Origin of the sequence: Streptomyces sp. NPDC021225, from assembly GCF_044332865.1 — a bacterium.
Taxonomy (GTDB): Bacteria; Actinomycetota; Actinomycetes; order Streptomycetales; family Streptomycetaceae; genus Streptomyces.
Genome location: NZ_JBIRPV010000008.1, coordinates 461345 through 483748 on the forward strand (window position 1 = coordinate 461345; position 22404 = coordinate 483748).

General features: G+C 67.7%; 20 protein-coding genes and 2 pseudogenes. 13 read left to right on the forward strand and 9 right to left on the reverse strand.

Annotated features, from left to right (window positions below; genetic code table 11):
• Nucleotides 1-162: 162 nt before the first annotated feature.
• Nucleotides 163-1917 (reverse strand): ankyrin repeat domain-containing protein, encoded by a 1755-nt coding sequence (locus ACH4S9_RS32855; protein ID WP_398375179.1) that lies wholly within the window; start codon nucleotides 1915-1917, stop codon nucleotides 163-165.
• 164 nt (nucleotides 1918-2081) lie between these two features.
• Between ACH4S9_RS32855 and ACH4S9_RS32860 the strand changes: the two genes are divergently transcribed.
• The gene (locus ACH4S9_RS32860) at nucleotides 2082-2213 is read left to right on the forward strand and encodes a hypothetical protein (protein ID WP_398375180.1); all 132 of its coding nucleotides are present in this window, start codon (nucleotides 2082-2084) and stop codon (nucleotides 2211-2213) included.
• Between the two features lie 99 nt (nucleotides 2214-2312).
• Here ACH4S9_RS32860 and ACH4S9_RS32865 read toward each other — a convergent pair whose 3' ends face one another.
• Entirely contained in the window at nucleotides 2313-2546 is a 234-nt protein-coding gene (locus tag ACH4S9_RS32865; RefSeq protein ID WP_398375182.1) for a hypothetical protein, read from the reverse strand.
• A 648-nt stretch (nucleotides 2547-3194) separates the two neighbouring features.
• Here ACH4S9_RS32865 and ligA point away from each other — a divergent pair.
• Entirely contained in the window at nucleotides 3195-5273 is a 2079-nt protein-coding gene (gene ligA, locus ACH4S9_RS32870; RefSeq protein WP_398375225.1) for an NAD-dependent DNA ligase LigA, read from the forward strand.
• Here ligA and ACH4S9_RS32875 read toward each other — a convergent pair.
• Together ACH4S9_RS32875 and ACH4S9_RS32880 are read right to left on the reverse strand one after the other, a co-directional pair.
• Nucleotides 5251-5442, reverse strand: a complete 192-nt coding sequence (locus ACH4S9_RS32875) for a helix-turn-helix domain-containing protein (protein WP_398375184.1) — start codon at nucleotides 5440-5442, stop codon at nucleotides 5251-5253. The genes ligA and ACH4S9_RS32875 overlap by 23 nt on opposite strands.
• Before the next feature lie 136 nt (nucleotides 5443-5578).
• Nucleotides 5579-5839, reverse strand: a complete 261-nt coding sequence (locus ACH4S9_RS32880) for a hypothetical protein (RefSeq protein ID WP_398375186.1) — start codon at nucleotides 5837-5839, stop codon at nucleotides 5579-5581.
• Nucleotides 5840-6524: 685 nt separating this feature from the next.
• Here ACH4S9_RS32880 and ACH4S9_RS32885 point away from each other — a divergent pair.
• Both ACH4S9_RS32885 and ACH4S9_RS32890 read left to right on the forward strand, forming a co-directional pair.
• On the forward strand, nucleotides 6525-6935 hold the full coding sequence (locus ACH4S9_RS32885) for a RidA family protein (protein WP_100568610.1): 411 nt from the start codon (nucleotides 6525-6527) through the stop codon (nucleotides 6933-6935).
• A gap of 268 nt (nucleotides 6936-7203) precedes the next feature.
• A pseudogene (locus ACH4S9_RS32890) lies at nucleotides 7204-7305 on the forward strand (IS5/IS1182 family transposase); the annotation flags it as partial.
• Between the two features lie 46 nt (nucleotides 7306-7351).
• On the opposite strand, the gene ACH4S9_RS32895 reads toward ACH4S9_RS32890, so the two are convergent.
• Complete coding sequence (locus tag ACH4S9_RS32895) at nucleotides 7352-8203, reverse strand: alpha/beta hydrolase (RefSeq protein WP_311730871.1); 852 nt, start codon at nucleotides 8201-8203, stop codon at nucleotides 7352-7354.
• 103 nt (nucleotides 8204-8306) lie between these two features.
• On the opposite strand from ACH4S9_RS32895, the gene ACH4S9_RS32900 reads away from it, so the two are divergent.
• On the forward strand, nucleotides 8307-8720 hold the full coding sequence (locus tag ACH4S9_RS32900; protein ID WP_398375188.1) for a winged helix-turn-helix transcriptional regulator: 414 nt from the start codon (nucleotides 8307-8309) through the stop codon (nucleotides 8718-8720).
• A gap of 233 nt (nucleotides 8721-8953) precedes the next feature.
• Here the strand turns inward: ACH4S9_RS32900 and ACH4S9_RS32905 are convergent, their stop codons facing one another.
• The 3 genes from ACH4S9_RS32905 to ACH4S9_RS32915 form a co-directional block, all read right to left on the reverse strand.
• The gene (locus ACH4S9_RS32905) at nucleotides 8954-9229 is read right to left on the reverse strand and encodes a hypothetical protein (RefSeq protein WP_398375190.1); all 276 of its coding nucleotides are present in this window, start codon (nucleotides 9227-9229) and stop codon (nucleotides 8954-8956) included.
• Nucleotides 9230-9262: 33 nt separating this feature from the next.
• Nucleotides 9263-10264, reverse strand: a complete 1002-nt coding sequence (locus ACH4S9_RS32910) for a tyrosine-type recombinase/integrase (protein WP_398375191.1) — start codon at nucleotides 10262-10264, stop codon at nucleotides 9263-9265.
• Nucleotides 10265-10535: 271 nt separating this feature from the next.
• Nucleotides 10536-11303, reverse strand: coding sequence for a dienelactone hydrolase family protein (locus tag ACH4S9_RS32915; RefSeq protein WP_398375193.1), 768 nt, complete (start codon nucleotides 11301-11303; stop codon nucleotides 10536-10538).
• Nucleotides 11304-12126: 823 nt separating this feature from the next.
• On the opposite strand from ACH4S9_RS32915, the pseudogene ACH4S9_RS32920 reads away from it, so the two are divergent.
• Nucleotides 12127-12303: pseudogene (locus ACH4S9_RS32920) on the forward strand (integrase core domain-containing protein); the annotation flags it as partial.
• On the opposite strand, the gene ACH4S9_RS32925 reads toward ACH4S9_RS32920, so the two are convergent.
• Nucleotides 12300-13790, reverse strand: coding sequence for a nucleoside hydrolase-like domain-containing protein (locus tag ACH4S9_RS32925; protein ID WP_385337939.1), 1491 nt, complete (start codon nucleotides 13788-13790; stop codon nucleotides 12300-12302). The pseudogene ACH4S9_RS32920 and the gene ACH4S9_RS32925 overlap by 4 nt on opposite strands.
• A gap of 827 nt (nucleotides 13791-14617) precedes the next feature.
• On the opposite strand from ACH4S9_RS32925, the gene ACH4S9_RS32930 reads away from it, so the two are divergent.
• From ACH4S9_RS32930 to ACH4S9_RS32960, 7 genes are read left to right on the forward strand one after another with little or no spacing between them, the layout of a single operon-like run.
• Nucleotides 14618-15655, forward strand: a complete 1038-nt coding sequence (locus ACH4S9_RS32930; protein ID WP_398375227.1) for a TIM barrel protein — start codon at nucleotides 14618-14620, stop codon at nucleotides 15653-15655.
• Nucleotides 15652-16560, forward strand: a complete 909-nt coding sequence (locus ACH4S9_RS32935; protein ID WP_358842852.1) for a transketolase — start codon at nucleotides 15652-15654, stop codon at nucleotides 16558-16560. Before ACH4S9_RS32930 ends, ACH4S9_RS32935 begins: the two co-directional genes overlap by 4 nt.
• Complete coding sequence (locus ACH4S9_RS32940; protein WP_398375195.1) at nucleotides 16557-17516, forward strand: transketolase family protein; 960 nt, start codon at nucleotides 16557-16559, stop codon at nucleotides 17514-17516. Before ACH4S9_RS32935 ends, ACH4S9_RS32940 begins: the two co-directional genes overlap by 4 nt.
• Nucleotides 17516-18985, forward strand: coding sequence for an FGGY family carbohydrate kinase (locus tag ACH4S9_RS32945; protein ID WP_398375196.1), 1470 nt, complete (start codon nucleotides 17516-17518; stop codon nucleotides 18983-18985). The genes ACH4S9_RS32940 and ACH4S9_RS32945 overlap by 1 nt, the downstream gene beginning before the upstream one ends.
• Nucleotides 18982-19656 (forward strand): DUF2291 family protein, encoded by a 675-nt coding sequence (locus tag ACH4S9_RS32950; RefSeq protein ID WP_398375198.1) that lies wholly within the window; start codon nucleotides 18982-18984, stop codon nucleotides 19654-19656. Before ACH4S9_RS32945 ends, ACH4S9_RS32950 begins: the two co-directional genes overlap by 4 nt.
• Nucleotides 19653-21209, forward strand: coding sequence for a sugar ABC transporter ATP-binding protein (locus ACH4S9_RS32955; protein WP_398375200.1), 1557 nt, complete (start codon nucleotides 19653-19655; stop codon nucleotides 21207-21209). The genes ACH4S9_RS32950 and ACH4S9_RS32955 overlap by 4 nt, the downstream gene beginning before the upstream one ends.
• Nucleotides 21202-22362 carry an ABC transporter permease gene (locus tag ACH4S9_RS32960; RefSeq protein WP_385337923.1) on the forward strand — a complete coding sequence of 387 codons (1161 nt, stop codon included), beginning with the start codon at nucleotides 21202-21204 and terminating at the stop codon, nucleotides 22360-22362. The genes ACH4S9_RS32955 and ACH4S9_RS32960 overlap by 8 nt, the downstream gene beginning before the upstream one ends.
• Nucleotides 22363-22404: the final 42 nt, after the last annotated feature.

Genomic DNA, 22404 nt, shown 5'->3' on the forward strand with positions numbered 1-22404 from the left:
TTCGTGAGGGTGTTTCAGGCGCCCAGTCTCTTGCAACAACTCACGAAACATGATCGCCGCAGGTCGAGCACTGCGCGGCGGGGCGTTTCATGAGCGACCACCTATGAAACGCCCCCCGGTCTTCCTTCCTGGGTCAAATTTCGCCTCGACCGGGCGCTGCGGTCACGCCGACTGCCACAGGAAGGCGACCTGGTCGCGGTGCGTGGGGCACTGCACGATGTAGCCCGCACCGTTGTCGCCCCACACATGAGGCACCCCGCGTCCGGAGTCGATCTGGAGGATCGGCTGCGTCATGCGGCGGTCCCCGCGGGGGCAGTTCGGGTACCCGGGGTCCTGGACCCAGTTCGGCCATCCTCCCAGCTTGTCGCCCTGACGGTTGAGCCCGAACACGGCGGCACGTTCCTCCGGGAGCAGTTCCGACTCGTCTGCCTCACGGTACGGATAGTCCCTGACCGCACGCGCCCACCCGGCAATCGGCCGCTCCGGGAACACTCGGACACCGTCGGGCGGTGTCGGCGACGACGCTTCGCCGGCCGCGTCGACGACCCGAACCAGGTGGCCACCCGAGAAGGCGTGGTACGGGTTGCACGCGGTGCAGTGGAACAACTGCAACAACCCCGTGCCCAGATCCCGCGCCTGCTTGGGCGCGCCCGCGAGGTCGAGTTGCACGAAGAACGTCAGCGGGGCCACGCAGTCGGCGCAGCCAGGCCACGGCTCATCCGCACCCAGCCAGGGCAGGCCGCCGAACCGCGAGGCGCCCGGTTCGCCGTCCCCGTCTGTGGCGCCGATGAGCGGGCTCCATGCGAGGCGGGCGACATGGGCGAGCTTGGCCTTCACCGCCCGTGCGATCTCCTGTGGCGTCCGCGCGTTCGCACCGGCGGTGCGCAGCAGCCGCTCGACCTCAGTGCGGCCCTGCTGCCGAGCCGCTGCGAGTGCGTTGCGGCCGTCCTCGTCGCGGGCTTGGATGTCAGCCCCGGCGTCGAGCAGGTCGCGCACCACCTGGACACGCCCGCGGTCGGCGGCCAGGACGATCGGCGGTGTGCGGTAGTAGTTGTCGGGTGCATCCATGTTGACCCCGGCGGCGATCAGGTGCGGTACCACCGCAGGCACGTCGAAAGCGATCGCCTGGCCCAGCGCCACCCCCAGGTCGTTCGACCCGACCTCACCACGGTCCAAGACCACCACCGCGACATCGACTTGCCGCTCCTGTACGGCGACGATCAGCGCGCGGCCCTGTGCGGCCGGCTCCTGCGTCGGCAGCAGTTCCCGCACCCGGGCGAGGAAGCCCCGCCGTGTCGCCTGGACCAGGTCAGCCTCTTCAGGTGCGAAGACCGTAGCCCCCCGGGCGCACAGCAGCTCCGCTGTCGCGGTGTCGCCCGTCTCCAGGGCGACGTCGAGCGGGCGACGCAGAGCGTCGGTCAGCACATTCGGGTCAGCGCCTCCGTCGAGCAGGGCCGCGACCGCGGCGTGCGCGTCGGCGCGGATGGCGCCGACCAGCGGGAGGCGGCAGCCGTCCGGGCTGTCCCGGTCGTCCGTGCGCGCGTTCGGGTCCGCGCCGGCTTCCAGGAGCAGCCGCACGGTATCCACATCCCCCGCTGTCGCCGCGGCCCACAGCGGGAACCTCTGCCACCCCGGTGTCGGCCGAGCCCCAGCGGCCAGGAGCGCCTGCACGAACGCCGCACTCCCTCGACGCTCGGTCGCCGTCGACAACGCGGCATCGAGATCGAACTGCAACGGCTCGTGCCGCAGGACGAACTCGAGCACATCCAGACGATCGTCGTATGCCGCGGACTGCACCGCATACCCGACTTTGTCCTGATCCTCCCGTAAAATCGTTGCCAGTTCACCGCTGTCGAAGAGCTCCGCTGTACGCATGCCGACACCGTAGCGACCAGCCCGGACACCACCCCCGTCCAAGTGCCCCGCCTGATCTGCGCTGGAGGTACCGGAACGGCCGGGTGAGCTTGCTGGCCGAACACCACAGCGCGTGTAGCGCCTGGTCAACGAGGGCACCAGGCAGCGGTCCGAGCCCAGCAGGCTGTGAGGACGCCTTCAAGGTCCGCACCGTCGGTCTGCCCCGCATGATGGCCAGCCTCAGCAATCTCGCGATCGGCCTCCACCGCCAAAACGGCCACCGAAACATCGCCGCAGCCCTCCGCCACACCGCCCGCGACTACCGCCGATCCCTGACCGGCCTCGGCCTCACCGGATGAACCCGGACAAGATCACTTCCCCCAAGGACCCTGATACGCGGTCAGACCCCATTCAATCTCGAAGGCCCGCTATACCTGCCACCTGCGATGCCTTGACGCCTACGGCGTCGATCGCGCCGCCTGTGCCATGCGGTCCACCGCCTGCCGGGGGGGGTGGGGAATGGCCATGGGCGTCAGATCGAGCCGCTTGTCCATATCGAGGCGGAAGGTGCCGTACGAGTTGATGTTCGACCAGAACAAGGCGGTCAGCCCGCGCCGGGCCTCCTCGGTGAGCTTCTTCGCCCGGGCCGGTTCGGTGAGGACCTGCTGAAGCAGCAGGGTGTTGACATGCACGAGACTGGACTGGAGCAGGTGCAGGGCGAGCGACTACAAACACCGGCGCTGGCTGGACCGAGTGGAGGTAGGTTTCCGGGTCTTCGGCGCCGTGCTGGCGGCCACAGGTATCACTGGCGTCTTCTGGCTGACGAATTACCTGGTCGACCACGATGCCCCGGCCTGCGCAACTAGTGTCTTCGGCGCCAGCATCGCCGCGTTCGCCGGACTGGTGCTCAGACGCGAACGCCGGGGACCCTAATCACCGCGCTCCCTTTCTGGCTGTCGTCATCAGAAACGCCACGCATTTCGCTGCGCTGTCGGCGGTGTCCCGCATGGTGCCGTCCTACGCCATCGTGCCCAGGCTCTGGAGGAACAGTCCGGTTGCGGCCTAACGGCAGCCTCCGTCCCTTCGTGGATATGCGCGGTCCGTTGCCGAAGCCATCCGCGAGAACACCGCGGCCTGCAACCAGCCGTAGAACGAACGGCCCGTACAGACGCCCTGGCGTGCGCCGCTCGCGCTGCGACTGCACGTATGGCGCACGGACCGCGCTGAACAGCACGGGCGACCTCCTGGCTGAGTCCGGTGATCTGCGGCTGAGCTCGGCGCATCTGGTGGCGGCCATTTCGGCTGCGGCTTTCGCAGCGTTGTCAGTGGTGGCAGTCACGATGGCGGTCATGACCATCACTGATGCTGTGATTGCCGATAACACTGGGTACGTGCAAGCGGTCGAGTCCGCGGTGAAGGCTGCGGCTGCCTACTACGGGGGTGGGGACAGTGCGCTGGACGACGACGCGTACGACCGGCTGATACGGGCGATCACCGCCTGGGAGACGGACCACCCGGAGCAGATCGTGCCCGGGTCGCCGACGGGGAAGGTGGCCGGAGGCGTTGGGCAGGGGGATGTGCCACACACTCAGCCCATGTTGAGTCTGGACAACGTCTTCTCCCGCGAGCAGTTCACCACCTGGGCCGCCTCGCTGGAACGGAGAATCCGCCGGCCGGTTCAGGCGTGGAGCGTGGAGCCGAAGCTGGATGGCCTTGCGATAGCCGCGCGCTATCGCGACGGCCGACTGGTGCAGCTGATCACTCGCGGCAACGGGACAGCCGGGGAAGACGTCTCGCACGCGATCGGCACTCTGAGCGGCCTGCCCGGTCAGCTGGCCGAGCCGGTCACGGTGGAGGTGCGCGGCGAGGTGCTGATGACCTCGGTCCAGTTCGAGACGGCGCTCGCGGTGCGTGCCCAGCATGGTGGGGAGCCGTTCGCGAACCCGCGCAACGCCGCGGCGGGCACGCTGCGGGCGAGAGACCGTGCGTACCGGCTGGAGATGACGTTCTTCGGCTACGGCTGCCTGCCTCTGCCCACCACGGACACTGGGCTCGCGGAGCGTCTGACCGGCTCCTCTCACAGCGAGGTGATGGCCTGCATAGTCGGCTGGGGTGTGCAAACGGCGGCAGCCACTGAGGTGCCCGGCCGCACCGTCACCTCCGTGATGGCCGTCCAGGACCGCGTCGAGGAGCTCGCGGGCCTGCGGGCCGACCTGCCGTTCGGTATCGACGGCATCGTCATCAAGGCCGACCTGGCCGCCGACCGGCAGGCCGCCGGATCCGGATCCCGGGCGCCTCGCTGGGCCATCGCCTGGAAACTTCCCGCGGTAGAGAAGATCACCCGACTGCTGGACGTGGAATGGAACGTGGGCCGCACCGGCATCATCGCTCCCCGCGCCGTTTTGGAACCGGTCGAGATCGACGGCTCCGTCATCACCTACGCCACCCTCCACAACCCCTCCGACATCACCCGCCGCGATCTGCGCATCGGCGACCAGGTCATGGTCTACAAGGCCGGCGACATCATCCCGCGCGTCGAAGCCCCCGTCGCCCACCTGCGCACCGGGGCCGAGCAGCCCATCGCGTTCCCCGAGACCTGCCCGCAGTGCGGATCCGGCATCGATGCCTCCGAGCAGCGCTGGCGGTGCGAACGCGGACGCGACTGCCACCTGGTCGCCTCCGTCTCCTACGCGGTCGGCCGAGACCAGCTCGACATCGAGGGCCTCGGCCTGACCCGAGTCGTCCAGCTCACTGACGCGGGCCTCATCAGCGACTTCGCCGACCTGTTCTCCCTCACCCGCGATGCGCTCCTGACGTTGGAACGGATGGGCCCCACCAGCGCCGACAACCTCCTGGCCGCGATCGAGCAGGCCAAGACCCGGCCGCTGTCGCGGGTACTGTGCGCGCTGAGTGTGCGCGGCACCGGCCGGTCGATGTCCCGCCGCATCGCGCGCCACTTCGCCACCATGGAGGCGGTCCGGGCCGCTGACGCGGATGCGATGCAGCAGGTCGACGGCATCGGAATCGAGAAAGCACCCGTGATTGTCGCCGAGCTGGCCCAGCTCGCACCCGTCATCGACAAACTCATCGCCGCCGGAGTGAACACGAACGAACCCGGCGCCACTCCACCTGCCGGCAACGGCGCGGCCCTTACCGCCGAGACGGCAGTCCCGCTCCATGGCATGACGGTGGTCGTCACCGGCACCATGACCGGTCCGCTGGAACAGCTCGGCCGCAACCAGATGAACGAACTCATCGAACAGGCCGGCGGCAGGTCTTCCTCCAGCGTCTCCAAGCGCACCTCCCTCCTGGTCGCCGGAGAGGGCGCCGGCGCCAAACGCGCCAAGGCCGAAGACCTCGGCATCCGCATCGTCTCGCCCGGCGAGTTCGCCGAGCTCATCGCCGACCTCCTGTCCTGACCTGCAACGACAGGCGTTCGGGGGTGCCGGAGACCAGGCGGTGCACCTGGGAAGCGGACAGGTCGATGCCTCGTTCGCGCAACAGCGGCACCAGTTCGGTGGCCGTGAAGATCTGGTGCTGGGCCATGACCTCGCGAAGCCGCCAGGTGTAGCCGACCTTGCGTTTCATGATTGCCTCCCGGTCCGGGTCTGAAGGGCGGCGGCGATGGTGGAGTCCAGAAGTCGCCGCAGGGTGCGGGTGCGGAAGTCCGAGGACACGCATAACGGTGGAGTCGGGCATTGGAAGTGTCCGAATGCCTGGCGGATCACGTGTTGCGGAGCTCGATTCGTGCCTCTCCCGGGGCTCTGGCGAGGATCTCGTCGACGGTCTGGGTGGGGGTCTGTTCGGAGGTGTCGATCCAAAGTCCGAGGCGAGGTGTCTCCTGCCGCAGAGCGTGATCGAGGGGGCCGATGGTCCACGCGTCGTAGGCGGTCTTGGATCTGGCGGTGTCGCGTGTGGCGATGGCGTCCGGGTGTGGGGTAAAGGCGATCACGTGGAGAGGGCGGCTGCGGATCTGCGCGATCATCCTGGCAAGGTTTTCTCCGAGGATGACATCCTGGGCAACGACGGTGAAGCCGTTGTCGAAGTAGCTGTCGATGGTCTGTGCGGTCAGCTGATGACGCAGCCGGTCGTACTGCTTCCTCGGACGGGTCGGCAGTCATCTCGGCTCGGCTGTTGACCACCATGCGCCGGAACAGATCTCCGCGCACGTGCACTGACCTCGGGAGCCGCTCGGCCAGCAGTTGGGCGATCGTCGATTTGCCCGCCGCGGGGATTCCGGTGATGAGGTAGATCTCCTGGCTCGTGCTCGGTCCGGTAGCCGTGGGCTGCTTGCGGTTCGCTGGTTGGTCGGTAGTGGGCGGGATCATGGGGCCGGATCCTCCTTGCTTCGTTGGCTCACATCAGCGGCGTAGGCAGCCCAGTCTCCGGCGGCGGCTCGCTGCCGCGCCGGTTCAGTGAGGCCATCGACGCTCACACCCAGGCCGCTAATCTCTTCCGCGAACTCGGCGACCGTCACAGTGGCTTCGTTGATCTCTAGGAACAGCGTTTCTCGACGGGTTCCGGAGTCAGTTGATGATCACCGGGTCCACGAGTGTCGACCAGAAATGACGGCGTTGCCGTGGGCGCGGCGAGGAAAAGGGAGGCGGGTGCCAACGGGCCGTTGGCAGGATGTCCACGCTCAACACTCGATGGGAAAGGACCCGACGACCGTGGCTCGTGCCATCACTCTGATCCGCTCCGCCTCCCTGTCCGACGTCGCCGAGTACGCTTACGCAGCTACGGCGCCCGCCGACTCCCGCCTGATCTTCCTCGCCGGGGCGTGTCCCCTGAACGACGACGGCTCGACGGCAGCGATCGGGGACTACGCGGGTCAGGCGCTGAAGGCCGTCGAGAACATGCGGGCTGCTCTCGCTGCCGCCGGCGCGTCACTCCAGGACGTCATCAGTACAAGGGTTCTCGTCGCATCGGCCCGGCGGGAGGACCTGGTGTCTGCCTGGGAGGTGGTCCGGGACTCGTTCGCTGACCACGACGTCCCCAGCACCTTGATGGGCGTCACTGTCCTCGGCTATAAGGACCAGCTCGTCGAGATTGAGGCCGTCGCCGCCGTGCTCGACTCTTGAGGTCCATTGACACAACGCGGCGGCCGAGCGCGGCCTGGACCGGAAGTGCCTGGGCGGTAGCACCGCGAATATGGGATTGCCTGCCGCCTGCGAGGGCGGCTGGCAATCGAGGCAGGCAGCTCTCTGGGTCAGCCGGTCTTGGCGGACTCCTCGGCTCGTGCCCGGGTGGAGGCGAGGCGGTAGGAGTCGGTGCCGGTTTCGATGATGGTGTCGTAGCGGACCTTGCTCCGCGGGACCCCGCCCAAGGTCCGCAGCGCGTGGACGTGGCCTTCGAAACTCCCGGGCCGTGGCCACGAGGTTCGACAAGCGTGGCTACATCTTCCACGGCACCGTCATCGTCGCTTCGATCCGACTCTGGCTCCGCCCGTGATCTCCGCCGGATCCAGGGCGTGTATCGAATGTCAGCCCCACCCCGGTCACGCCGCTTTCGCGTCCTCACCGGCCAGGAACGGATGCAGCAGCGTGAGCAGGGCGTGCGGCCGGTGCAGCGGGATGATGTGGCCGCAGTCTTCGATGACGTGTCCGGTGAGATCGTCGGTGACCGGGCGGAGCTGGCGTTCCAGCGCAGGACCGACGGGCCGGGCGCCCAGCGCCATCGTTGGCACCGTCAGGCGGGCAGTGGCGACCGCCTGCTCGATCTGTACTGCGCTCTCGGGCAGGGCCCGGTAGTACGAGAACGCGCAGCTCAACGCCTGGCGGCCGGTGTATGCGCGGACGAATGCGTCCCGGAGGGCGGGGCGCACACCGTCGCCGAGCGTGCCGGCGCTCAGAAACCAGTCGACGTAGGCGGCCTCGTGGCCCTCCAACACGGTCTCGGCAAGGCTGGGCGCGGCGGAGTGGAAGCCGAACCACCAAGGCGGCCCGTCGGCGAGGAAGTCCTCGGCGCCAGGCAGCCTGCCCAGAAGGGACTCCATGACGACCAGGCGCCGGACGAGACCAGGGCGGCGCAGGGCGAGGAGGAAGGCCGGCGCGGTGCCCGCGTCGATGCCCACCGCCGCGGCCGAGGATACGTCGAGCGTGGTGAGAAGCGCCGCGGCGTCCTCGGCCAGGGTGCCCGCGTCGTACCCGGAGGCGGCCCGGCTGCTCGCGCCGAACCCGCGCAGGTCCGGCGCGATGACGCGGTAGCGGCCGGACAGATCGGCCATGACGTCCGTCCACAGCTCCCAGGTGTGCGGGAAGCCGTGCAGCAGCAGGACAGCCGGGCCCGATCCGGAGAGGGCGACGTTCAGTTCGACACCGTTGGCGAGGACGCGTCGCAGCTCGGGCATGGAGGGACTCCAGGTGCTTGGTGAGTGATGGTGACTAGGTCACGCTAGGGAACTACTCTGGTCTGCCCAAGACGGCACTTTCCCTTCAGGTGGTGAGCCCCAGGTGACCACGTCGAGGCCCGGCGGACGTGACCAGCGACCCGGTGAGCGCGGGGACCTGCTGGATCCGCGCTGCCCGACCCGCCAGTTGCTCGACCGTATCGGCACCAAGTGGACGTCGATGGCGGTCAAGGTGCTGGCCGAGGAGGCTCCGGGTGAGCTCCGTTTCGCGGAACTGCGGCGCCATATCCCGGGCATCTCACAGAAGATGCTGTCCGTCACCCTGCACAGCCTGGTCCGCGATGGCCTGGTCGCGCGCCGCGTGGAACCCACCGTGCCGCCCGCCGTCCACTACCGGCTCACCGAGCTCGGCCTGTCCCTCGAAATCCCGCTCTCCGCCCTGCGGGTCTGGGCCGAGACGCACATGCCGGAGATCGACCGCAGCAACCAGCTCGCCGACGAGTCGCCCCCCCATTAGCCGTGGATCGAATGTGCTGGTCACAGCCACTCGTTGATGGCCGCGACAAGGACGGTCGCCTCGTAGCGGACCGCTGGCTTGTCATACCGCGTGGCTACGGCCCGGTGTCTTTTGAGGCGGTTAATACCGCACTCGACCGCGTGCCGCTCGCGGTAGTCAATCGGGTCGCCCTGCGGTGATGACGATCGACATGGGCTTTTGCCGCTGCTCGACGGCCAGGTGCAGCTTGGTGGTCAGGTCACCGCGCGAGCGTCCGAGGCCATGGTCGACCGGCTCGGCGGCGACGCCGCCGGGCCGGCTCCTTCTGTAGATCCCCCCCTTTTTCGCGCCCCGGCAGCGTGCTGGTGCGCACGGACGATGGTGGAGTCGACGTTGAGGTCCCAGGTGATCAGGTCCTTCGCGTCGGCCCGGGCCTGCAGTTCGGTGAAGATCCGCTCCCAGGTGCCGTTCCGCTGCCAGCGGCGGAACAGGTCGTAGGGGTGTGACCGAGATGCGCGCCAAAGGGGCAACGGGATGATCTTGAAGCCTTGATCCGCTCGGCTTTACGTGCGGCGACGTGCAGCGGGGTCTCGTTCGGCGACGTGCCGAGCGACCGAGTCGACGCCGGGCCGTGCGTATCGCTCCAGGGAGCGGACGGAGGCGTGGCGGGAGCGGGCCAGCAGCATCGGGGTGGAGGTGCCGTCTTCCGCGTCGTGCGTGAGGGCACTGTGACGTAGCCGGTGAAGCGTCCAGCCGTCCAGGCCCTCGATGTCGTCGGGTGAGGCGAGGGGGTTGGCCAGCAGCCGGGTGTTCTCCTCGAAGATCTCCTCAGCGCGGCGGTAGGAGAGCCGGGCCCGGCCGGTCTCCGGGCACACGTCGAGCGTCGGTGTTCCGGCCGGGGCCTTGCGGTCGGTGAGGAACAGCGGGCCGCGGGTGCGGCGGGCGAAGAGGCGGGGCAGGAGCTGGGCGGTGCCGGACTGCCAGTGAATCCACTCGGTCGCGCCGCCCTTGGCGGTGATCCTGCCGCGCTTGTCCTGCGGGCAAAGGTCTTCCACGTTGAGGCACAGCACCTCGTCGCCCCGTGCGGCGGACTCATAGAGCATCTTCCACTGCGTCTTCTCCCGCAGTGCGACGTCGAGGCGCCACAGGGCGGTGATCTGGTTCTCCGCGAGAGCCTTGGTGCGGTCGGGCGGTGCCGGCCGCCGCTCGATGCCGATCGTCGGATCGCACTCGATCCAGCCCTGGCGCTGCCACCAGCCGATCGCCTTGCGCGCGATGGACAGCTCCCGGTTGACGGTTTCGGCGTCCATCTCGTCCGCCCGCGCCGCCGCCAGCTCGGCGAGCACCTCCGGCAGCGCGGGGTCGTCGATCGCAGTGACGGGGAAGACGGGCGGTTTCGCGCCTCGGCGAGCGGGTCCGGTTGGCGCCGGTGCCCCGGCGAGCATCCACCCCCAGGTCGTCAACGAGATCCGGTAGATCCGGGCGGAGGACTTCGCGATGCCCGCGCTGGTGAGGTACCGCTCGACCGCCGCGGTGTACGACGACGGCGGGGCGGACAGGGGCACGACCCGAGCGTGCGGCAACCGAAGTGCGCCCCCGCTCCCGAGTTCGGTCACCGGTTCGATCGTCACGCCGTCCCGCCCTTCCAGTACTGCCGCAGTAAATGCGTACACCTCGCCCCGGCGGCCGGATTGGTCCGCCGCAGGTCGCGGTGATCACGGTAGGGGCTCTGCCGCAGTAAATCCGGTATTTACTAAGGTAGTTGTGCATACGTCTCCGCGATCGAGTAACCGCCCGAATGCGTTTCTGCTGTGCGGACTTGAGGGGAGTGGACTGTCAGTGCCCGAAGCCAGCATGCTTACCTGGGTCATGCCCCAGATCCTCCGTCACGGGCAAGCACTCGGCGAGCAGGTCGACGACGTCGCGCCAGGCGCGCTGCGCGTGCCGTGGGTGGTAGCCGACGCCGGGGACTGCGGGGTGGTCGACCGGCGGGTGGTGGAAGGCGTGCAAGGCGCCGCCGTAGACCGCGAGGCGCCAGTCGACGCCCGCGGCCTGCATCTCAGCGGTGAACGCGTTCCGTTGCGCGGGCGGCATGATCGGGTCTTCCGACCCGACCCCGGCCCACACCGGGCAGCGGATGCGCGCCGCCTCGCCCGGTCGGCCCGTGGTCAGTGCGTTGACTGTCCCGATCGCGCGCAGGCTGACGCCATCACGCCCGAGTTCCAGCCCGATGGCGCCCCCGGTGCCGTAACCGACGGCGGCGATCCGGTCGGGGTCGGTCCGCGGTTCGGTGCGCAACACGTCGAGCGCCGCATGGCCGATGCCCCGCATCCGCTCGGGATCAGCGAGCAGCGGCAGGCAACGGGCCAGCATCTCCTCGGGGTCACCCAAATAGCGCCCGCCATGAAGGTCGAAGGCCAGCGCTACATATCCCAGCTCGGCGAGAGCATCGGCCCGGCGGCGCTCGACGTCGCTGAGCCCCATGCCCTCTGGTCCGAGCAGCACCGCGGGTCGGCGGTCGACACTGGCCGGGAGCGCGAGGTGCCCGATCATCGTCAAACCGTCGGCCGGGTACTCGACCGTACGCGTCGTAATCGTCGTCATGAGACTGGACTGTAGTGATCGTCAAGCCCGGTCGGGCTGCTGTTCTGCCGCTGGCAGAACAGCGCGGGTGTCCCCCTGAAAGGCTCTGGCTCAACTTGTGTGGTGACACCACTGTGCGTGACGACTGAGATTCCGTGTAACAGGCCAAGAGCTTGGCCCACCGCGTTATAGGGCGATCAGTCCGGCTGCCGTCTCCTTGAAGCCACAGGCATCCAATCGCCATCGGACCTCATTGGATCCGCTGTGTCGTCAGGTTCTGAAAAGTCCAAATTCATTGGACGCTCGCCACGCCTGTCGTCATTCGATGGCACTCTCAAGTGATCAACGCACCACCTTCGGATGATCATGTGATCGTGGAGGCACGGGTGCGTGACTACGGGTTTTCGCCAGTTCAGCAGGATGAGATCTGGAGACGCTGGCGCGAGGGGCAGTCGTTCAGCTTGATCGGGCGGGCACTCGGGGCACCGATGCAGCACGCCCGTCGATTCCTGTACAGAGCGGCGGCGTCCGTCTCACCCTGCGGGCGGGCGAGATCTGCGAGCGGACTGGTGAGGCGGAGGTTCACCACATCCGGTCACTCAACGACCTCAGCCGAGTGGCCGGGCCATCCCCCGACTGGGTGAAAAGCCATGGCCGAGCGTCGGCGCAAGGCCCTCGTGGTCTGCGGCGCCTGACACGAGCGCGTCCACACCGGGAAGCCGGACACGACGATCATACAGTAGTCACTGGAGAGCCGGATGCTCGGAAATCGGGCCCGTCCGGTTCGGAGGGAGGCCGAGCGGAAAAGGCCCTGCCCAGCAGGGACCTCGCCGCTCGGCCGGCCCTACCCCGCACCCTGCTCGACGAGTGGGCCTACCTACGGCCCTACACCAGCAACGACGAGCGCACCGCCGCCCTGACAGGCTTCCTCCGCGCCTACAACCACCACCGATGCCACACCACACTCGGCGGCCGGCCACCCATCAGCCGCGTAGACAACGCTCCGGGTCAATACATCTAGCCGGTAACGGTTACGACGACGCGTTGGTAGTGCTTGAGAGCAGGACTGCCGTCGTCCCTGACCTCGAGGATGAGATGGATGGTGGACCCCGGCGTCGCATCCGCGGGCACGGTGAAGGCGACGTTGGGCCGGTCGGTGTGGTTCAGGGGCACCTCGCCGGGATAGGTGTCGGCGTCGGTGTACTGCCACCACTTGTACGACACACGGTCCCCGTCGGGGTCACTGGCGATGCCCCGCAGGGCGACCTTGGACCCCGGCTTGGCCTTGAGGTTCGTGCCCTGCTTCACAGAAGCTTTGGGGGCGTGATTCGCATCGGCATAAGAGGAGGCGCGACCCCAGTCGGCCCGAGCCGCGAAGTCGTTCTGGATGTCCTCGACCCAGCGGGTCTGGGGGTAGCTGCGGTCCGTCTGGTTTCCCGTGTAGGGGTTGGCGTCAGAGGTGTCCCCCCAGCCTGAGGCGTTCGGTGTGAAGCGACCGCCCCAGCCGCCGAACGTCGGGTCTTCCGACGACCGCAGCCCGTTGAATTCCAGTAGGTGCAGGAACGCGGGGGAGTCCCCTTCGGAGATGAAGTCGTGGACGTCGTAGCCGGCGTTTTCGTTCTCCTCGCTGGCCTCCGGCCGCCAGCGCAGGTTCTCATCGTCCCCGGGAGTCGGGTTGCCGTCTCGGTAGGTGCGGTACTGTTTCAGCAGCGGGCCGTGGCCGTTGAGGAAGTTGTCCTCCATATAGGAGGAGCGAAGGGTGTACTGGAAGGGCTGCGGGACGGTTGGCTTCCAGGCGTAGGCGAAGCTCCAGAACTGGGACTGGTTGTCGATGACTTTCACGCCCGGCCAGCTGGGCTTGATGTAGTCCTTCAGCGTGGCGTCTTGCTCGAGGATGTTGTAGAGCACCAGCTTGCTGTTGACCTTGCGCTGGATGGCGTCCCACTTCTTGGTACCCGAGTACTCTGCCTCGATCGACTTGAGCGCTCGGGCGACGGTATTGAGTCCGCCCCAGGCCTGCACGTACAGCGGCCCAGGCTTGTTGTCGAGGATGGCCTTCTTGATCAGATCGGATCCTGCGGTGGGGGCGGCCGTATCGCTGACGTTCGCGATGTTGCCGATCTTGTACAGCGAACGCAGGTGGTCGGGGGAGGGGTAGCCGGCCGCGTGCTTGCGGAGGTTGGGGTAGATCTTGGCGTATCGGTCGATGTAGTCGTTGACCCACTTCGTTCCGGTCCAGCGGTACGGCTTCACCGTGTCGCCGTCGCCTGCCCAGTGGAAGCGGGAGCTGGTCAGGACGATGCCGGCGGTGTCGAATTCGTTGGCGTAGTAGAGGTAGCGGATGAACGAGTCCATGTCGTCGACCTCGCCATCTGTCGTCAGGATGACACGAGGCTTTTGCTGATGACCCGAACCCGTTGTCGTGGAGAGCGTGCTGGCGGAAACGTTGGGTGCTGCCTGCGCTGCGGCCGGCAGGACGGCAGCGGTGAGGGCGACCAAGGTCGCCATGGCAAGCCTTCGACGTCGGCGGGGGCTTGAGGCACGTGCGTACATGTGTCTCCCTTGTTGGAGGTGCGGGCGCCGCGGGTCCGGTGGATTCCGGCGGGAGGTGCAGGACCTCTCGGCGGATGTCGTGCGGCGCCTGCCGGCGTGTCTGCTGGGTGAGGTGTCGATGGAGGGTCGCCGGCGCCGCCTTGCCTCGGGCGGTGGCGCAGAGGGGACCGCCCCTGGCGAGGCGTAACGGACGCTGTTGTTGAGGCGTCATCGTTCGCGTTCTTTGAGGCCGGTGATCGCCTCGGTGGCTGTGTGGGTGGCAACGGTGAGTTTGGCGGTGTTGAGATTTGTGTGGCAGCCAACTTGCCGCAGCGCCCGTGTCTTCCTGGATTCGAGCTGATTGCGTGGACGCATCCAGCGGCGCCGCCTGGCCGGTGGCGTGGCTGTCGCATACACGACGCTTACCGCGTGGTGCCGCGTTGGCCTGACGCTGTGTGCTCTTACTTGATGTGCGTGCTCAGGGCGCGCACGGCCCATGGTGCACCGCAGTTCGCGGTGTTGGCCGGGGTGGTCCGCTCGCTGGGGCATTCCGTTGGATTGCGCCCTGTTGCCTCCTCCGGCCCGGTCGGGCGTGGGTGGTTGTCTGACGACGCGTTACGCATGTCTATTCATGCTTGAGTTGACAGGCCAGAATTCTGGGAGGGGCGCGCGACCCTGTCAACGGGTCGGACGCAAGTCGCTCAAGAGGCTTGCGGGTGGCAGGAAGGGCCGGCAGAAACTCTGTAGTCGTCCTTGCGGTAGAGGGGTTGACGCGCTGGACTCGCGTTCGTAACTTGTCCCGCATGTCGACTCAACAACGCATAGAAATTCGGGAGTCGGGTCGGGAGGAGCCGGTCTATGGCGCCGGAGTCTGGCACTTCGCGACCTACGTCGACCGGTATGCCACGGACGGGTACGGCGAACCGCGCACCATCCTGGACGCAATCAAGCTGGCCGGCGCGGTCGGTGACCTGTCTGTTCTCGACCTGAACTGGCCCTTCCCGCCGGGCGACATCAGCACCACCGAGGTACGTGCGGCCCTGGCCGAGCAGAACCTCAGGGCCATCGCCGTGACGCCGGAGTTCTATACCGGCAAGTTCGCCAAGGGCGGCTTCACCAACCCCGATCCCGCCGTTCGCCGCCAGGCCATCGATCTGGTCGCCGCCTCGGCCGAGGTCGGCCGTGAACTGGGCGTGGACTACATCAAGATCTGGCCCGGACAGGACGGCTACGACTACCCCTTCCAGGCCGACTACAGCGACCTGTGGTCGAAGTCGGTCGACGCGCTGCGTGAACTCGCCCAGGGCCACCCCGACCTGAAGTTCGCGATCGAGTACAAGCCGCGCGAGCCGCGGAACCGGATGGTCTTCTCCTCCGCCGCCCGCACCCTGCTCGCGATCCAGGACATGGGGGTGGACAACGTAGGAGTCCTGCTGGACTTCGGACACTCCCTGTACGGCGGTGAAACGCCGGCCGAAGCCGCCCGGCTGGCGATCGCCCGCGACAAGCTGTTCGCGATCGACGTCAACGACAACTTTCGCGGCTGGGACGACGACATGGTCGTCGGCTCCGTCCACCTGCTGGAGACCTTCGAGTTCTTCTTCGCCCTGCACGACGCCGGCTGGCAAGGGGTCTGGCAGCTCGACCAGTTTCCCTTCCGCGAGGACCCGGTCGAGGCCGCCCGCACCGGCATCCGCACGATGCGCGCCTTCCATCAGGCCCTCGCCTACCTCGATCGAGAGGAACTTGCCACAGCGCAAGCGGCGCAGGACGCCCTCAAGGCGCAGCGCCTGGCGAAGCGCGCGCTCTTTCGCGCCCTCGCAGAAAGTGAGTCCGCGTGACCGCTACCCCGGACACCGCCGCGCCGCTGCAGGTCGACGAGAGCGCTGCCCGCGCCTACCACCAGCGCAGCGCACGACTGCGCACCGCGGCACCCGCCGAGGCGGCGGCCGAACTCGCCGAGATCTCGACATCCGTACGGCGCGACATCCTCACCACCATCCAGGCCGCCGGTATGGGACATGTGGGCGGTGACCTCTCCGTTACCGATCTGCTGGTGACCGCCATGTGGGGCACGCTGCATATGCACCCCACCGAACCAGACAACCCTCGACGCGACCGATTCGTTCTCAGCAAGGGGCACTGCGCCGCAGCTCTGTACTCCACGCTGGCCTCCTGCGGATTCTTCCCCCGAACCCGGCTGAACGAGTTCATGGGCCCGCTGTCGCCGCTCAACGGCCACCCCGCCCGACTGAAGGTTCCCGGCGTGGAGACCAACACCGGCCCGCTCGGCCATGGCTTCCCCGTCGCCACCGGCTGCGCGCTCGGCGCGACGCTGCGCGGTGAGACCTGGCGGACGATCGTGGTGCTCGGCGACGGCGAACTCCAGGAAGGCAGCAACTGGGAAGCCGCGATGACGGCCGCCCACTACGGACTGGCCAACCTGACCGCCGTGGTGGACCGAAACCGGCTGCAGCAAGGCGCCCGCACCGAGGACACCAAGTCCCTCGAGCCGCTGGACGCGAAGTGGGCGAGCTTCGGATGGGAAGTCCGCGTCATCGACGGCCACGACCACCAGGCGATCAAGGAGGCGTACGCGCCCTCCACCACAGGGCGCCCCGTCGCCGTGATCGCCAACACCACCAAGGGCAAGGGTGTGTCGTTCATGGAAGACCGCGTCGAATGGCATCACAAGGTGCCCACCGACGACCAGGTACGTCGTGCGCTCGAGGAGCTGAACCGATGAGCACCGTGGCCGCCCCTGCCCCCGCCCCCACGTTCGACTGCAGGGTCGACTTCGCCGACGAGCTCGCCGCGCTGGCGCGCACCGACGAGCGGATCGTGGCCGTGTGCAACGACTCGGTGGGCTCCAGTAACCTCGTCAAGTTTCGCGAGGAGTTCCCCACCCGCCTGGTCAACGTGGGCATCGCCGAACAAGACCTGGTAGGCGTCTCAGCCGGCCTCGCCAACGCCGGGTTCATCCCGTTCGCGTCTGCTGCCGCGCCCTTCCTCACCGGCCGCGCCCTGGAGCAGATCAAGGCCGATATCGCTTACACCCACCGGCACGTCGTCCTGTGCGGCCAGAGCCCCGGTATGGCCTACGGCGAGCTGGGCCCCACACACCATTCCATCGAGGATCTTTCCTGGATGCGCGCCATCCCGGGCCTGGAGATCATCGTGCCCGCAGACCCGGCGCAGACCCGCAGCGCTGTGCGCTGGGCGGCCGCATCGGGCCGGCCGACCTACATCCGCGTGCCCCGGTTCAAGGTGCCGGCAATCACCCCCGACGACGCGGCTTTCGAAGCCGGCCGAGCCGTGCGCCTCACCCAGGGCACGGATGTCACCCTGATCGCGGTGGGCACGATGGTCTCGCGCGCGCTGGAGGCAGCAGACCTTCTCGGCAAGGACGGCATCTCCGCTCGCGTCCTCAACATGACCTTCGTGGAGCCGCTCGACGTGGACGCTGTTGTGGCTGCCGCGCGTGAGACCGGGGCCATCGTCACCGCGGAAGAGGGGCTGCTCTCCGGCGGTCTGGGGGCGGCCGTGGCCAAGGTCGTGGCAGAAAGCCACCCGGTCGCGGTACGCATGGTGGGCGTGCCCGCCTTCGCCCCGACCGGCAGCGCGGCGTTTTTGCTCGACCACTTCGGTCTGACCGCCGACGGTATCGCCGGCACCGCCCGTGAGGTTCTGGGACGGGTGTGATGAAGCCGCACGTTCTCGCCATCGACCAGGGCACCAGCTCCACCAAGACCCTGCTCCTGGATGCCGCGGGCGACATCGTCTCCCGCGGCCAAGCGGCCCTGCCGCAGTCCCACCCAGGTCCCGGTCTGGTGGAACAGGACGCGACAGCGCTCCTGGACAGTGTGCGCACCGCCGTTGCCCACTGCATGCGGGACGTCGACCCGCGCAGCGTGGCTGGGATCGCCCTGAGCACCCAGCGTGAATCGGTCGTGCTGTGGGACTCCGCGACCGCCAAGCCAGTCGCCCCGCTGGTCAGTTGGCAGGACCAGCGGGGAGGGGAACGTGCGGCCCGGCTCACCGCCGCAGGCGTCAGCGAGGAGATCCGTCGCCGGACGGGGCTCCCGCTCGATCCGATGTTCTCCGCTCTGAAGATGGCGGCCCTGCTCGACAGCCATGACCCCGCCCGTGCACGCAGCGCGGCCGGTACGCTCCACCTGGGCACTGTGGACGCCTATCTGCTGCACGCGCTCACCGGAGAGCTGGTCACAGAGATCGGCAACGCCTCACGGACCCAACTGCTCAGTCTTGCCACCGGCGACTGGGACGACGACCTGCTCGGCTGGTTCGACATCCCCCGGGCAGCGTTGAGCCGGATCGTCCCCTCCACCGGCCCTTTCGGGGCGCTGCGAGGGCTCGCGCCACTGACCGACGGCACCCCGGTGCTGGCCGTCATGGGTGACTCGCACGCCGCCCTGTTCGCCCACGCCGGCTGGCGGCCGGGCACCGTGAAGACTACCTACGGCACCGGCTCCTCCGTCATGACGATCGCCGACTCGCCCGAACAAGCCGACGGCGTGTGCAGCACCATCGCCTGGTCCACCGGTCAACCCTCCTATGCACATGAGGCCAACATCCGCTCCACCGGACGCACCTTGACCTGGCTGGCGGACTTGCTCGGTACTGAGACAGAACAACTCATCCGGCTCGCGGCCGACACTGATGCAGGCGACGTGACATTGGTGCCGGCCTTCGGTGGCATCGGGGCACCCTGGTGGGACGCCCAAGCCGTCCCCCTCCTGGCCGGATTCAGCCTGGGAACCGGGCGAGCCCAACTGGCACGCGCCTGCCTGGAATCGGTCGCTTTCCAGGTCGGCGACGCCCTGGCAGCCCTGCCCGGTCTGCGGCAGGTCGTCGCCGATGGCGGTCTGAGCCGAAGCGACACACTGATGCAACTTCAAGCCGATGTCAATGGTGTCACCGTGGCGCGCACCCGATATCACGAGCTGTCCGCCGTTGGCGCCGCGCATCTGGCAGGACTCGGGCTCGGCCTGTGGACGGCCGCTGACCTGGAAGAGCGCGCTGACAGCGGCCTGCAGACATTCATGCCTACCTGGAACGACGCAGAGCGCCGCAGTGCGGTGGGGCACTGGCATCAGCGCCTCACAGCCGCTCGCCACCTCGGGACACGTGGAAAGCGAAGGACACCATGACGACAACTGATGTGACGCAGGAGGAAAGGAGCACGGTGGTTCGCCCGGGCCTGTTTACCTTGGGCCGCGGTTCCCTCATCGCACTCACGCTCCTGCTTATTGCCATCGCAGCCACGACGACTTACCGCTCCGACAGCGAGCCCAGGGCCGGCAGCAAACCAAAATTCGACCCCGCGAAGTACGCGGCCGCAACGTTCGAGCCGAAGATCGTGCCGGCGATCAAGAAGAACGCCGTCGACGTCGTCAAGCTCCACCGGGCCATCGACGCAGACCCGGAAGCAGCCGGCAAACAGTACGGGCACCGCGCGGGCACGGGCCCCTACACCTACGCCGTGACACTCACTGGAACCGCGGGTGCCGTGAAGAGCGGTCTGATGCAGGTGACGGTGCCCGGTCTGGACAAGGCGCGCCTGTCCGTGCAGATCGGCCCGGCCATCAACGGCACATCGTTGCGAGATGCGTCCGGCCTGGTCAGCTTCGGCCAGTTCACCAATCAGGTCGAGTACGCCGATGCCGCGACCGCCCTGAATACCCGGATGAAAGCGAAGGTTCTGAAGTCCTTCGACGCAGCGGCGGTTCGCGGCAAGAAGATCACAGTCGTCGGAGCCGTGACCCCGCTGACCGCCGACGTGCTGACCATCACCCCCGTCTCCATCGAGGCGGCATCATGACCGCCGAGACCCAGGCACCGGCCCCACCCGTCCTGCGCGCTGCGGAGATCACCAAGGTGTACGGCGGCACCCAGGCACTCAAAGGCGTCTCCCTGGACATCTCGGCGGGCCGCACCACCGTGCTGTTCGGCGAGAACGGCGCTGGCAAGTCGACCCTGATGAAGATCCTCAGCGCCGTCGAGTCGCCCAGTACCGGGCACATCGAACTCGACGGCACAGCAGTGGAGTTCGCAAGTGCCCGTGAGGCTTCCGACCAGGGCATCTCCATCATCCATCAAGAGCTCAGCCTGTGTCCCAATCTGAGCATCCAGGACAACCTCTTTCTCGGCCGTGAACACACCCGCCACGGCGGCACCCTGATCCACCGAAGCGTCCAGCGCGAACGGGCACAGGGGGTGCTGGGCAGGCTCGACAAGCAACTGAGCCCGGAGACCTTGGTAGGCGAACTGCGACTGGGACAACAGCAGTTGGTGGAAATCGCCCGCGCTCTGCTCCAGAACGCGCGTGTCCTGATCATGGATGAGCCAACCTCCGCGCTCAGCGCTCCGGAGGTGGAGATCCTCTTCCACGTGATCCGCGAGCTCAAGGCCGAGGGTGTAGCGATCGTGTACATCTCGCACCACCTGGAGGAAGCTCTCTCCATCGCTGATGACGTCGCTGTTCTGCGCGACGGCACGATGGTGGCCACCGCACGGGCCGACGATGTCGACCTGGGGTGGATCGTGCGCAAGATGGTCGGCCGCAACCAGGACGACCTCTTCCCCGAACGCAATCCCGCCCTGGGACCTGCCGCCCTGGAGCTCACCGAACTCTCCGTCGCTGACCCCGCCGTCCCCGGACGGCTGGCTGTGAACGCCCTGACCCTCACCGTTCACGCCGGTGAGACCGTAGGCATCTACGGCCTCATGGGCAGCGGCCGCACCGAACTCCTGGAATGCCTGGCCGGGCGGCTCCCCGCCGCCTCCGGGGAGATCCGCCTGCACGGCGACCCTCTCCCTGCGAGCGTCCGCGAGCGCATCCGCGCCGGACTGGCCCTCGTCCCCGAGGACCGCCAGCGCGACGGCCTCGTCCAGACCATGTCCGTCGGCCAGAACCTGTCACTGGCCTCGGTCACCCGATTCGTCCGCAAGCTGCTGCTCAATCGCCGCGCCGAGGACGATGCCGTCACCGCGATGATCGCTGACGTTACGGTCAAGACCGCCGGTCCCCGCGCGCCCGTCGGGTCCCTCAGCGGAGGCAACCAGCAGAAGGTCGTCATCGGAAAAGCACTGATGACCGGCCCCCGAGTCCTGCTCCTCGACGAGCCGTCCCGGGGCGTGGACGTCGGCGCAAAAGCCGACGTCTTCAAGCTGATGGCCCAGCAGGCCGAGCGCGGCCTTGCTGTGCTCTTCACCACATCCGAGGCCGAAGAGGCACTGCACATACCCGATCGCCTCCTGGTCCTGGTCCGTGGACGGCTGGTCGCCGACCTCAAGGCCGGTGACATCACCCGGGACCGCCTGATGAGCCTGGCCGACGGCGCCGACACCACCGAGAAGGCACATGATGAGTGACACCCCGACCAAGGACCACGAAGTGGTGCTCCAGCAGCGCCGTGCAGCTGCGGCGCGGGCCCGGCGCCTCAAGACCGTCGACTCGATCTTCGAACTCCGCGCTTTCATAGCCCTCGGAGTCCTGATCGTCATCTTCAGCCTGTTGTCCGACTCCTTCCTCACCGTCGACAACGTCATCACGATGACCAAGCACGTCGCCATCAACGCGATCCTCGCGCTCGGCATGCTCCTGGTCATCCTCAAGGGCGGCATCGACCTCTCCGTCGGATCAACCGTCGGCCTGTCCGGGGTGATCGCCGGAGAACTCCTCCAAGGGCTGCACCTGAGCCTGCTGGACGTTGTGGCCTACCCACAGGTCTGGGCCGTCATCGTGTTGTGCACTGCGGTGGGCGCACTGGTCGGCACCGTCAACGGCATCCTGATCACCCGTCTGAACGTGGCGCCCTTCATTGCCACCCTCGGCATGCTCTACGTGGCCCGGGCCACCGCTCTGCTGATCTCTGATGGTGCCACCTACCCGGATCTTGCAGGCAACCCCAGCACCCATAACACCGGCTTCGACTGGCTGGGCCAGGGCCGCCCGCTGGGACTCCCCGTCGCAATCTGGATCATGATTGTGCTGGCAGTGGTCGTCGCCGTACTGCTGCGCTCGACCCCCTTCGGCCGCTGGCTCTACGCCACCGGCGGCAACGAGCGCGCTACCGAGCTCAGCGGTGTTCCCGTCAAGCGCGTCAAACTCATCGTCTATGTGATCTCCGGCGCCTGCGCCGCGGTGTCCGGCCTCATCATCGCCTCCGAACTCACCTCCGCCGCACCGCAGGCGGGCGAGACCTTCGAACTCAACGCCATCGCCGCAGTCGTCATCGGCGGGGCCGCGCTGTCCGGCGGCCGAGGCACCGTACGCGGAACCCTTGTCGGGGCGTTCGTCATCGGCTTCCTCGCCGACGGCCTCGTCATCCTCGGCATCTCTACGTTCTGGCAGATGCTCATCAAGGGGGCCGTCATCATCGTCGCGGTCATCCTCGACCAGAGCCAACAGCGCTTCCAGCGCCGCCGCGCGGACGCGTCCGCGGTCGCCGTCAAACCTGACGCCGAACCGTCAGAGCCCGACGCCGAGCATCCAGTCGGCTCCAGCAAGACGACGGCCCACTGACACAGTCGGCACGCAGCACCTCTTCAGCCTATCCCTGACTCG

Excerpts from the sequence above, each read along its gene's own strand:
- ACH4S9_RS32960 (WP_385337923.1), top strand. The coding sequence starts at position 21,202 with ATGAGTGACACCCCGACCAAGGACCACGAAGTGGTGCTCCAGCAGCGC.
- ACH4S9_RS32955 (WP_398375200.1), top strand. The coding sequence starts at position 19,653 with ATGACCGCCGAGACCCAGGCACCGGCCCCACCCGTCCTGCGCGCTGCG.
- ACH4S9_RS32925 (WP_385337939.1), bottom strand. The coding sequence starts at position 13,790 with ATGGCGACCTTGGTCGCCCTCACCGCTGCCGTCCTGCCGGCCGCAGCG.
- ACH4S9_RS32930 (WP_398375227.1), top strand. The coding sequence starts at position 14,618 with ATGTCGACTCAACAACGCATAGAAATTCGGGAGTCGGGTCGGGAGGAG.
- ACH4S9_RS32945 (WP_398375196.1), top strand. The coding sequence starts at position 17,516 with ATGAAGCCGCACGTTCTCGCCATCGACCAGGGCACCAGCTCCACCAAG.
- ACH4S9_RS32895 (WP_311730871.1), bottom strand. The coding sequence starts at position 8,203 with ATGCCCGAGCTGCGACGCGTCCTCGCCAACGGTGTCGAACTGAACGTC.
- ACH4S9_RS32880 (WP_398375186.1), bottom strand. The coding sequence starts at position 5,839 with ATGATCGCGCAGATCCGCAGCCGCCCTCTCCACGTGATCGCCTTTACC.
- ACH4S9_RS32875 (WP_398375184.1), bottom strand. The coding sequence starts at position 5,442 with ATGAAACGCAAGGTCGGCTACACCTGGCGGCTTCGCGAGGTCATGGCC.
- ligA (WP_398375225.1), top strand. The coding sequence starts at position 3,195 with ATGGCGGTCATGACCATCACTGATGCTGTGATTGCCGATAACACTGGG.
- ACH4S9_RS32860 (WP_398375180.1), top strand. The coding sequence starts at position 2,082 with ATGATGGCCAGCCTCAGCAATCTCGCGATCGGCCTCCACCGCCAAAAC.
- ACH4S9_RS32915 (WP_398375193.1), bottom strand. The coding sequence starts at position 11,303 with ATGACGACGATTACGACGCGTACGGTCGAGTACCCGGCCGACGGTTTG.
- ACH4S9_RS32950 (WP_398375198.1), top strand. The coding sequence starts at position 18,982 with ATGACGACAACTGATGTGACGCAGGAGGAAAGGAGCACGGTGGTTCGC.
- ACH4S9_RS32940 (WP_398375195.1), top strand. The coding sequence starts at position 16,557 with ATGAGCACCGTGGCCGCCCCTGCCCCCGCCCCCACGTTCGACTGCAGG.